General features: G+C 54.2%; 9 protein-coding genes. 5 read left to right on the forward strand and 4 right to left on the reverse strand.

Annotated elements, in window-relative coordinates:
- The first annotated feature begins 68 nt into the window (after positions 1–68).
- Both BCF46_RS20140 and BCF46_RS20235 read left to right on the forward strand, forming a co-directional pair.
- Positions 69–1,724: a calcium-binding protein gene (locus BCF46_RS20140; protein ID WP_121027604.1), complete on the forward strand. Its 1,656-nt coding sequence runs from the start codon at positions 69–71 to the stop codon at positions 1,722–1,724.
- A gap of 145 nt (positions 1,725–1,869) precedes the next feature.
- Positions 1,870–2,097, forward strand: a complete 228-nt coding sequence (locus BCF46_RS20235) for a GFA family protein (RefSeq protein ID WP_121027607.1) — start codon at positions 1,870–1,872, stop codon at positions 2,095–2,097.
- A 291-nt stretch (positions 2,098–2,388) separates the two neighbouring features.
- On the opposite strand, the gene BCF46_RS17790 is transcribed toward BCF46_RS20235, so the two are convergent.
- Positions 2,389–2,733 (reverse strand): cupredoxin domain-containing protein, encoded by a 345-nt coding sequence (locus tag BCF46_RS17790; RefSeq protein WP_121027610.1) that lies wholly within the window; start codon positions 2,731–2,733, stop codon positions 2,389–2,391.
- Between the two features lie 162 nt (positions 2,734–2,895).
- On the opposite strand from BCF46_RS17790, the gene BCF46_RS17795 reads away from it, so the two are divergent.
- Complete coding sequence (locus BCF46_RS17795) at positions 2,896–3,435, forward strand: RNA polymerase sigma factor (RefSeq protein WP_121027613.1); 540 nt, start codon at positions 2,896–2,898, stop codon at positions 3,433–3,435.
- A gap of 4 nt (positions 3,436–3,439) precedes the next feature.
- Here BCF46_RS17795 and BCF46_RS17800 read toward each other — a convergent pair whose 3' ends face one another.
- Positions 3,440–4,015, reverse strand: coding sequence for a hypothetical protein (locus BCF46_RS17800; protein ID WP_121027616.1), 576 nt, complete (start codon positions 4,013–4,015; stop codon positions 3,440–3,442).
- A 202-nt stretch (positions 4,016–4,217) separates the two neighbouring features.
- Here BCF46_RS17800 and BCF46_RS17805 point away from each other — a divergent pair, with 202 nt between their 5' ends.
- Positions 4,218–5,423 carry a S8 family serine peptidase gene (locus tag BCF46_RS17805; protein ID WP_245990225.1) on the forward strand — a complete coding sequence of 402 codons (1,206 nt, stop codon included), beginning with the start codon at positions 4,218–4,220 and terminating at the stop codon, positions 5,421–5,423.
- A 424-nt stretch (positions 5,424–5,847) separates the two neighbouring features.
- Here the strand turns inward: BCF46_RS17805 and BCF46_RS19825 are convergent, their stop codons facing one another.
- Positions 5,848–6,057, reverse strand: a complete 210-nt coding sequence (locus BCF46_RS19825) for a hypothetical protein (protein ID WP_121027619.1) — start codon at positions 6,055–6,057, stop codon at positions 5,848–5,850.
- A gap of 331 nt (positions 6,058–6,388) precedes the next feature.
- On the opposite strand from BCF46_RS19825, the gene BCF46_RS17815 reads away from it, so the two are divergent.
- Positions 6,389–8,227, forward strand: coding sequence for a tetratricopeptide repeat protein (locus BCF46_RS17815; RefSeq protein WP_147436015.1), 1,839 nt, complete (start codon positions 6,389–6,391; stop codon positions 8,225–8,227).
- A gap of 292 nt (positions 8,228–8,519) precedes the next feature.
- On the opposite strand, the gene BCF46_RS17820 is transcribed toward BCF46_RS17815, so the two are convergent.
- A complete protein-coding gene (locus tag BCF46_RS17820; RefSeq protein ID WP_121027625.1) occupies positions 8,520–9,791 on the reverse strand; it encodes a tyrosine-type recombinase/integrase in 1,272 nt (423 codons plus the stop codon).
- Positions 9,792–11,355: the final 1,564 nt, after the last annotated feature.

The raw sequence follows: 11,355 nt of genomic DNA on the forward strand, positions 1-11,355 counted from the left end.
TTTGAAAAAGGCTCCGCACAGCTGGCGATAAACTTGAAAACCAAAACTAAAATTGAATGGAGAAAGACATGCCGGGCTTCAACTTTTTCAACCTGTTTTCCGATGGCCTCAACATTGAAGGATCGAGCCGCGGCGATCTGATCATCGGCTCGTTCGGCGATGACATCATCACCGGAAACGGTGGCAACGACCTAATTTTCGGCCTGTTCGGCGACGACAGGATTTCCGGCGGTCTTGGGGATGACACAGTCTTCGGTGGCTTCGGTCACGACACGCTGGAGGGCGGTGACGGCGAGGATTACCTATCCGGGGGGGTCGGCGATGATCGCATTGTCGGCAGCAAGGGCGATGATCAGCTGTTTGGTGGGCAAGGCAATGACATGCTGGTCTGGAACAATGGCGATGGCTCAGACCTGATGAAAGGCGGTAGTGGTCACGATCAGGTGCAGGTCAATTTTAACACCGACCTGGTGAATGACGACCTGCAAAACAAGGATGTGGTCGAATTTTCGGTGAGTGGCGAGGGCGTGCAATTCGCCCGGATCGAACTCAATGACCAGACAGAACGAGGCTTGTTCCAGCTCGATATTCGCGAGACCGAGGCGCTGGAGACGAATTTCGGCGGCGGTGACGACACCGCAGTGATCAAGGACCGCGTGTTCGACAAGATTGCGCTGGATATTGATGGCGGCAACGGAGTTGACACGCTTGATCTGTCGCAGGCCGACGCAGCGATCAAGGTAAATCTTGCCGCAGGCAAACTCGGTCGTTCCAAGGCGGAGAACTTTGAGAACGTCATCGGCACTCAGTTTGACGACAAGATCAAGGGCGACACCGGGGACAATGTGATCTCGGGCCTTGGCGGGGAAGACACGATCAATGGTCGGGCCGGTGACGACACCCTGATCGGCGGCAAGGGCAATGACAAGGTCTTCGGCGGCAAGGGCGACGACACCCTTGTGTGGAACAATGGCGACGGCTCTGACCTTTTGAATGGTAGCAAAGGCGACGATCTGGTGCAGGTCAATTTCGACACTGATCTGGTGAACGACGACCTTCAGAACAAAGACGTGGCAGAGTTTTCGGTGACGGATCAAGGCGTGCAGTTCGCCCGGATTGAGGTCAATGACCAAACTGAAGCAGGCCTGTTCCAGCTCGACATCCGCAACACCGAAACGCTGGAGACGAATTTCGGCGGCGGCGATGATGCGGCGGTGATCATGGGCGACGTGCTACGCAAGATCGTGCTTGATCTCGATGGCGGCGATGGCGTGAACCTGCTGGACTTCAGCCAGGCGGCGTCCGCTGTCGCGGTTGATCTGGGAGCAGGCACCATAAACACCAATGCGCCTGGTGCCCAAGCGTCGACCGCAAATAAATTCGAAGGCGTCACCGGCACGGCGTTCGACGACACAATCGCCGGCAACGATCAGGACAACGTAATTCGTGGCGGCGCCGGAAATGACGTGATGGCGGGCGGCGAAGGGGCGGATACCTTTGTCTTTTTCGAAGAAGATACCGGCATCGACATCATAACTGATTTCGAGTTCGGCGTGGACAGCCTCGCGTTTTTAACCACCGATCCCGGCGTGACGACCGACAACCTGATGAAAAATTTGACCCAGATCGGCGATGACGTGGAACTGGCCCTCAATAACAAAGTGATCACCTTTGAGGATGCCGTGGTCACAGACTTTACCACCGACGATTTTATGATTGCCTGAGTACCTTGTACGTCGGAGGTATGCGGCCCCGCCAGTGTTCAGCTGGCGGGGCTTGCTCATGTGAGGAACTCGCCGCAGCCTCAAAGAGGGAGCCTCAGTCGAGACAGGCCCCGTCGGCACGGACCAGACCGTAGCCGAATGTCGTATTGCCAACAGCGGAAATCTGATCAACAGGCGATTTTGTCCTAAGTGCGGCAGTGCTATCTTCCACACGAGAGCAGGATTGGATGGGAAGATTGTAGTCCGAACGTCTTCCTTACATGATCCTGAAATAGCAAAACCAAATCGGGCCAATTACCTGAGCAGTGCGGAATCTTGGGATCATATTGACCCAGCGTTGTCATCTGACGAAAAGATGACAACCGGTAAATAGCCTCCACGTCGCTCAGAGCCCATGGCCTTAATTCCTTTACTAATAGTTTGGGCTCAAAGCTGACCTTGGTCACTGAGCGGGTCTCATGCATTCTCGAGAAAGCAGTGTCCGTCGTCGGGGATATGGGAACCAGTGGCGACCCTACGAACGTTGGGCAAAGGGCAGACCATTGAACCATTCTGTCCATTAGTCCAACTGGCGCAGGGAAAGGTGCAAAAAGAATTTGGGGAAATCATGAACCCAAGCGACAGCGCGAAGCTTGGGTTCATATTAGCGTTTGACTGTAGCCGGTTACTTGACAGTGATACTGGCCTTCATCTTGGGATGAACCTCGCAGAAATAGGCGAATTTCCCTGCTGATTTGAAGACCAAAGCGGCTTGTTGGCCCTTTTTCAGACGCCCAGTGCCGAACGATTTGTTATTCGCCGTCGCCGTGTGCGGTGCCGCGTCGGCGTTGACGAAGACAACCTTGTCGCCGGCATTGATCGTCAAGTTTGCGGGCTCGAACTTGAAACCCTTGATCGTGACCGTGTGGGTTGCAACGTGGCCGTCGGCCATTGCAGCAGCGACCATGGCTGGAACGGCAAATGCGGCTAGAGTAAAGCGTAGCGCCTGACGGCGCTTGAGTAGGGACATGGTATCTCTCCTTTGTTGATCTATGCCGCTTAGACGTGCGTTTTTTGCAAAAGGTTCATTCTTTTTTGGCCCGGCAACAGCAACAGGAAGATTTATCTTGCGTGGACGAAGGTCTGGTGACACTGACTAACGGCTAAGCAGCGAAGCCTTACGGAAGCGAAAATGGCTAAGACTGACGATGATCAGATGCTGATAAACCTTGTCTCGACGGGTGATCGTGAGGCGATGCGGCTACTATATGAACGTCACTATGACGGCTTGTTTGCCTTTTTGCGCGGACGCGGCGCCGATACCGGCCTTGCGAACGACACCACACAAGAAGCGATGCTTCAGATCTGGCGCACGGCTGACAAATTTGCCGGCAAATCTTCCGTAAAGACATGGATCTACACAATTGGCCGCAACAAGTTGATAGATAGGCAGCGCAAAAACACGCGCCTTAGCTTTGTCGATGACGTGCCGGACACCGCCGATCCCACGCCCAACCCCGAAGCCTTACTGATGGCCGCAAACGAGGCGAGCCGCGTCCGCGCCTGTCTTGAGAAGTTAAAGCCTGACCACCGCAACGCACTTCGATTGGCTTTTTACGAAGATCTCAGCTACGAGGAAATTTCTGGTCTGGAAGACATCCCTGTTGGTACGGTCAAAACGCGCATCTTTCACGCCAAGCGTCTGCTCTTGAGGTGTCTGGTCAGCAAGTAGTCCGCTACTCAGCAGCCACAAATTCAAAGAGTGCACCATTGGCTTTGGCCGCCTCCAGCGCGCTTTCAAGCTGCTCAGGATCGGCAAAACGCAAGCGATAGAGGCCAACCGCGCTAGGGCCACCAGAAATTGAACCGTCAAACTGGGTCAGGAATGCCGCTGTTTCGGCAAGAGTGGCATCAGGGCTAAAGATAACCTGCAACACATGAGCGTCGCTTTCCTGCGATACGGTTTCAAAAGCGTCTGGGGTCTTGGCAAATTGCGGAACAGCAACAAAGTGCCACGCCATCACAGCAATCGCGGAAACCGCGGCAACTTGCAAAAGGCCCAGCCGTATCGGGTGATTGTCATTTGCAGCGGTCGGCTGCGCGGCATCCATGCGACCTTCAAGATCAGCCCAACCGACACTTAACTCAGACGCGCCACTCTTTTTCTCCGTGAAGTTGTTGCGCGCGGCTTGCAATACGGCCAGCTCTGCCGCCAAGATTTGATCTGTGGCCAAACGCTCTTCAAATGCTTCTCTGTCCCGCTCTGAGAGGCGGTTTTGTACGTAAAAGAGAAGTTCGTCTTCACGGTCCATCTGCGCTCCAATCAAGCCCTATTAGCTTGCTGCACATATCAATTAACTCCCACAAGTGGGTGCTGCAACGACTATGTCAAACAACATAACCGCACCCCTTTGACGTGATAGGTCCCTAAAAGGTTCAAAAACCATTTCGGCAAGGAGATAATAAATTTGAACCTTAGGCGCCGCGGAGCGACAATGTAGTAACGGCATAGGTTTGTTTTCTGCAAGCGAACATAAAAATGGGGTATTGGGCGTGATGTTAAAAAATTTGGCGCTGGCAAGCGTCGCTATTCTCACCCTGTCGCTTTCGGCATGCAGCTCTGACAATAGCCAAGGTCTCGACGGCCCACATATCTCCCAAGGTGCCTTTGTCGACGAACGCGAAATTGTCACCCTGATCTCAGGAACCAAGGCTCAAAAGCACATGCAGATGTTCGCCTCGGCAAAGGGGTACAAATTGCGGGAAGTGACATCACTGAGGTCATTGGGCCTGATCATGCTCTCGTTTGAGATGCCCGAAGGAACAACGGGCAAACAAGCAATTGCGGAACTTGAAGCGGCGATTTCCGGTTCCACAGTTGGAGTAAACCACGCGTATCGTGAACAAACACTTAATACCAAAACATCATCTCTGTCTTATGCTAACGCTTTACTGAACTGGCCGAAATCCGGGTGTGAGGTATCAGCGCCAATCGGGTTGATCGACACACAAGTAGATGCGAAGGCTGCCGGTCTCTCAAACAAGCAGTTGATCCAAAAGAGCTTTACGACCGGGTCCATAGGCTCCAGTCGGCATGGTACCGAGATTGCCAGTGTCCTCGCCGACCCGACCCGTCTGCGTAATGCGACTTTGTATAATGCAGCCGTCATAGAGGAAACCCTAGATGCAGGTCGCGCTGCGGGTGTTGACTCGCTTGTCAGAGCGCTCAACTGGCTCATCGAAAAAGACATAAAAGTCGTCAACATTTCACTGGCAGGGCCGTTCAACAAGTTGTTGGATCTGGCCATCAAAAGGGCGTATGAACGCGGTCTGATAATGGTCGCGGCAGTGGGGAACGCGGGTCCCAAGGCCGCCGCACAATACCCGGCGGCATTTGGCTCCGTTATCGCGGTTACCGCAGTAGATGCCGATGGCAAGATCTATCGCGAAGCCAGCCAAGGGCCGCATGTGGACATCGCCGCACCCGGAGTTGACGTCTTGGCAAGCTCTGCACAAGGGGCTCGGTTTGTGACAGGTACATCTATTGCAGTGCCGTTCGTTACAGCCCGCATTGCAGCAGACCCCGAAATGTTTGCTAACGCTGGTACCAACCGAATACGTGAACGTCTTGCCGCCAATAGTCTGAATCTTGGCCGAACCGGACCCGATAACACCTATGGCAGCGGATTGATGCAAGCCACGGGCATCTGTGACCGCTAGTCATCTAGGGCAACAGTGACTTTGCGTAGCTTCCGGCCATCTCTGCGTTACGCAGCATTCGTCATATTGGGCTCTCAACCGCCATTAGTTCGTTCGCAGCATGTTCCCGGCTAGGTAGCATCCGCCCCACTAAAAACGACCCATTGCCCATCTCTATTGCTGCAGTGCAACCCTTCAAAGCCGCCGTTTCACTGCAGGTGCATGATCTGATCTGCGCTGAATGTCAGGAACGCGGGGCATTGAGGGAATGGCACGTTTCGGAACCTCGTTGACAAGTCCTGAAGAAATACGCCGATCGCATGAGGTGATTGGCGTACTTGCCGAATATGGGCCGCCAGAAGGAAACTGCCCATCACTCGTTAAGATGATGTCGGTCCTGGGATGAAAAATCTTCGGCGAACTTCATGCCAGCCGCAAGGCTCCGTTAACCCGGCGAGGTATGCGAAGGGTCCATCCGGCGCTGACCCTGAAGCCGCATCATGGTCACTGTCCGAGCGGATTTGTCCTGACCCGCTGCCGCGATGCGGGCCATTGCGGAAACCAAAAAAGCGCCGGGTACTAATTTCAGGCGCTTTGCCATAACTGTGGTGGTTGGCTGGGATGGTAGGATTCCCAGCACCCCGTTGACCCTCATCACCTTTTCTCCGGAACCGAGAGAACTGGGGCCTTCGTTGGGGCCTTTTGGTGGACTTCGGGTGCCACGGGTGTCGGGGCGTGACGTCGCGCAGCGGGCTCGTTCACGGGGGCAACCGGTGGACCTACATCCCAGCCGTTGCCGCCCGCCACCCGTGGACATCCTTGCCCAATCGCTCCCGGTCGTGGACCTCCCCGCATCCCCGTCGTGGCTCTCCCGGCCCGTGGTCGATCGCGCACCACCCGGAGGTTGGGGCTGCTGGAGGAAGATTCTTGACGGACCTTGCCGTTTCGCCTTTATTGATTACGGTTAAGTTTTAAGGGGTGTTTCATTGAATAGGCAGAATACACCGTCTGCATTTTATGCATTGAGCGAGAAGTTCGACTACCGCGCCTATTTAGAAGAACGTAGTCACACCGACCGTTTAGTCATGGCCGTAGACGACCAAACAGCTGCAATTATCGGGAGTGGTGAGCAACTTGGTGTCAAACTTGGTGTGGCTGCACAGGTTGTCTCGGGCCAGATCGAGCGAAGCGGTCAGGCCATTGAAGCTAGATTGGCTGGGGTAGACGACACATTAATTCAAATTGATCAGCACATGATGGAAGGCTTTTCGGTCGTCACGATGGAGTTGCGAGGTCTTGGCGATAAATTATATGACCTAAATGAAACTATGAACTTAGGTTTCGATAGATTGTCAGAACAACTCCAATTGACCAACGAATTGCTTACGGAGTTGGTTGATCTCCTTAAAAAGCCAGACGGAACTTGGTCATTGGAAATGTTTAGAGCCGCTCAGGAGCAAACTGATCTTCGTAACTGGCCTGAGGCTTTAGAATTCTCCACCAAAGCCATTGAAGGGGATGATCATCATTCCGGCTTCAAACTGGAGCCGAGTTTTTACTATCTTAGGGGAAAAATCCACGAAGGTATGATCGGAACAGATCTGGATCATGTAGACATCGAAGCTGCCAAACATGACTTCCTAAATGCAGTTCGGTTTTTACCTAACACAAAAAGTTTCTTCAAAAAGCAAGCACTGACACGCGTTGGCTGGTGTTGCTATTGCCTCAAGGAACTTGAAGAAGCAGAGAAGCATCTTATTTCTGCCACTCAATTGGCTGCGCAGGTTCCTGAAGCCGACTACTTACTCGCCAAAGTGCGCCTTAGGCTCGGCAAAGTTGATCAAGTCGAAGGACCTCTCAAGATAGCAGTGCAGAGTAACAGTCTGTTTGCGTTCCGAGCTGTCAACGATGCCGACTTTATCGATCATATTGGCCTTGTGCGCGGTTGGTTTTCAAACGCACGTGACGAGTTACTCTCGAATTTACGCTCATGGAAAGATGGGCAGATGCATCCTAAGGCCCTACGTGAGCTGAAAGAGCTAGATACTGGAGCCAATAACCTTGACCCGGAATTCGAATTGCTGATCAAGGAGCTTGAAACATTGGAAATGCCGCTCACGTTGTCCGAGTCTGTGGACTACAAAGATCGGATTGAACTACTTGAAGCAGAACGAGAGAGATTAATCGATCTGAAAACTAAGTCGGTTAATTTTCAAGTTAATTACCTTTTAGGGCAACGAACAAGCACTGTTATTCCCAATGTAGAAGTTCACAGAGACACAGGGTTTAGGCAGGATACCAGATTTGGATCCGTTGCCGGCGGTGGTGTCTTAGGTTGGCTTGTTGGAATAGCCATTGCGATCTTCAACAACGATGCGTCGGGTGTAACTTGGTTCTTAAACTTAGTTTTTGGCGTAATAATTTATGGCATATTGTTCGCAGTGGTCGGGTTGATCTGTGGCTGGATATTCGGACTGTTTGCCGCACCCATTGCTGATGGGAGGCGAATGGACTGCGAAGTAGAAGAGAAAACTAAATCCCAAGAAGAGGCTAAGAAAGAGTTCCGCAGCGAAGAACAGTTGGTGAAGTCTGCCCACTCAGAGGCGAATGCACTCAAATCTGGTTTGGAAGCAGCACTAGAAAGACTTCGAGGCGAGCCCAAACAAATGCACTCTCCAGAAGTAAAAATACTGCAGAACGAAGAAGTGTTCCGCATTGCAAAGTCGTTTCACGCAGGAAACCGTGTAGGTGCAATTAAGGAATACAGAGAACTAACCGGCGCGAATTTCCAACAGGCCGTCGATTTTCTAACCAAAACATCATAAGCTAGTTATCCATTTGGATGCGAGGTCGTTGAGCAAATAGTTGGATTGAAGTGGAAGCCACCTTTCGATAAAAAAGCAAAGTGCACCCCCGGCAGCTCCCTGAGGAACCGCCGAGGGCGATCTTATTCCGGCACCTGCCGCTTCACCACGTAGTCGGCCAACCACTGCCAGTAGTGGTCAGCCCCCCGGAACCCCTGAGCTCTCGCCGCTAGGTCCTCTGCCCGTTCCCGGGAAAGCCCACCATCGTACTCTGAAATGGCGGCCCGCTCCTCGAACGCGTCGATATCGGGGATCAGCACGGCAACCGTATCTGATCGACGATACCCCGCTTCTGCTCGTCCGAGATACCGGCTGAGTAGATCGAGTAGGTCAGCTGGTTTTCCGACCGCGCCGATTGGTGGCCCACGAGGCTCGCCGTGAAGTGCTCCGGCACACCAGTTCGTTCGCACTGCGTGATGAACCACTTTCTGGTGCTGTGAAAGACGAACCCCGGTCGCTCCAGCCCCAGCCGCTCCCTCAGGTGTGTGAACGCCTTGGTCACTTGGTTAACGTTGAGATGGGGGAAGAGTGGGCCCTCGGGTGGCAACCGATCCAACACCTGATCGAGCTCCGAGTGCAGGGGGACCAGTCTTTCGCTGGCGTCTGTCTTCAACTCCCTCAACCGATTGGGGCGGATGTGAGCGAAGGTGCCGAGATTGCCTTTCATCACGAGGTCCTCCCGCAGCAAGCCAGCCGCCTCGCCCGATCGCATCCCCGTCAGCAGGCACATCCGGAGCAAGTCATGAATCGGGGTGTTCACCTCTCTTAACAGGCGTCGCACCTCATCGTCCGTTGGCACTGCGTAGGGTGCTGGCTTCACTTTCCCCTCGAACCTTATCGTTCGGAAAGGGTTCTGGGTCAGATGCCCGTTGTAGACCACCCAGTCGAGGAAGTGATTGACCTGCCCCCAGATACGCTTCTGGGTCCTGGGGGTGATCCAGTCCCTACGATCCGTGGAGAAGGCCAATAGCTGATCCATGGTCTTCCGCTGGGTGGCGGGTGACTTGCCAATCAGCCGTGAGAGCCGAGGGACCAGCGAGAGGAACAACCGACCGTCCTCCCGCGTCAGGGAGGTAATCGGGCGATCCGGGAACTTGGTGCTGAACAGGTCCACCGAGTAGCGGACACTCTTATATCCGCCGGGCCGTAGTTCCTCCCCGCGACGCCGGAGATACTCTCTGGAGAGAGCGAAGACCGTTGGTGCCGGTTGCCTGTTCTTAGCGGGGAACGCGACACCCCCGGAGGTCTCAAGAGTGGTCCGCAGGTTAGCGAGAGCGTCAGCGGTAGACGTCGCCCATGCAGGATCGGAGAGCCGCACCTGTATACCACTCCGGGCCGCCTCGACGGTTGCCTCGAAGAGGGTGTTAACCTCGCCTGCTCTGACACCGGCGAGCTTGGCGTCACTGGTCTTCAGGGACTGCTTGAGGGCCGCGACACCGAGGATCATGGCGACGTCGGCGGGGTAGTTGCGGCGATAGAGCCATGTGTGCTGTTTCAGGTAAGCGTAACGAATACGATTAGACATGAGTCATCCTTCCGGAGCCGAGCTCCAGTTAGTGTTTCAACAAAGTTGGATGGGGGTGGGGTTAAGGCCGGTGAACCGACTTGATTAGTTCGATCGGGGGTTCACCGTAGGCACCAGTCAGAGGGCCGGTGAGCGCGACGCCGGTCACGCAGTCTTCTTCGACGCTGTGGATCAGGAAGAGGTGTTCGGGGACGTCATCGAAGGCTCGTAGAACGACGGTGACGCCCTCCACCAGCCCCTTCATCGGGCACGCCAGTGACGGACAACGAAAAGCAGTAGGATGACTACCGCCTCCAGCTCACTCTTGGGCCGGAGACGCACTGAGGAACGTACTAGGGAAAATAGAAAACTTAGATACATGGGATACTCCATTGGTTGCTTCTATTTTAGATGCATGGAGTACATCAGTTTTGAGGTGCGGGCGGGAAGTGGACTTTCTCTATGCGCAGAGCACGGCAATCTTAAAACGCAAAAAAATCCGTATTTCGTTTCTTCGAGCGATGACAATTCACTAGTCAGCCCAAGCGTGGGAGTGTTAGCTACGCTTACCCACCGTGAACGAGCCGTGTCGAGATGTCACCAACTGCACCCTCTCGTCGCTCCAAACTGTGCCAAGGAATGCCCCAGTTTCTCCAACTCACGAGAAAAGGTGATGAGGGTCCACTCATCAACGCCGCCCCCGTCTGTATGCGGCGTGGAAACTACGATCAAAGTGCATTGAGTTGGTTGGGACCTCGTTAGCTCCAATTTCGCAACAAAGAATCCTAGCCAATAGAATTATCACTCAATTGGCAATCAATTAGCCAAAAATAGTATGGATTCACACACTTACCCGCGCTGGCTATTTTCAGCTATCCAGTTCTTGTCCTAGTTTTGCTTAGAAGAACCAAAAGAGGATGCTACTCAAACAACCCAACTTCTCGGGGTGGTTGAGACAAAGATAATAGGCGGGTCGGCGCGAACCCTCTGCAACTCGCTACACTGTGCTTGCGACACATACTGCACCGACCCCGCCTACTACCTACAGGACGTTCTCAACTAAATAGCATGCTGATCTGTAAACAGTGTGTTTCCGATGAAGCCGCTGTGAATAGTGATATGCGCCTTGTTCCTTCGGTGAGCCGCTATTCCGTAAATTCACCGAACACCCTGAGCAAACCACTCCCCAACGCCCCCCCCCCGGTCGCCCTGCGCTCCTCACACCCCGCCCACCGGTGGTGCGCGACCGTTCAAGTCGTCCACCGGGGATGCGGGGAGGTCCACGACCGGGAGCGATTGGGCAAGGATGTCCACGGGTGGCGGGCGGCAACGGCTGGGATGTAGGTCCACCGGTTGCCCCCGTGAACGAGCCCGCTGCGCGACGTCACGCCCCGACACCCGTGGCACCCGAAGTCCACCAAAAGGCCCCAACGAAGGCCCCAGTTCTCTCGGTTCCGGAGAAAAGGTGATGAGGGTCAACGGGGTGCTGGGAATCCTACCATCCCAGCCAACCTCCTCTGAGCAATAGAACAACAGGCCTCCGGGCCATCGTTGGGCTGAAAGTGCCCCAAGGAATGCCCCACGT

Origin of the sequence: Litoreibacter meonggei, assembly GCF_003663885.1 — a bacterium.
GTDB lineage: Bacteria > Pseudomonadota > Alphaproteobacteria > Rhodobacterales > Rhodobacteraceae > Litoreibacter > Litoreibacter meonggei.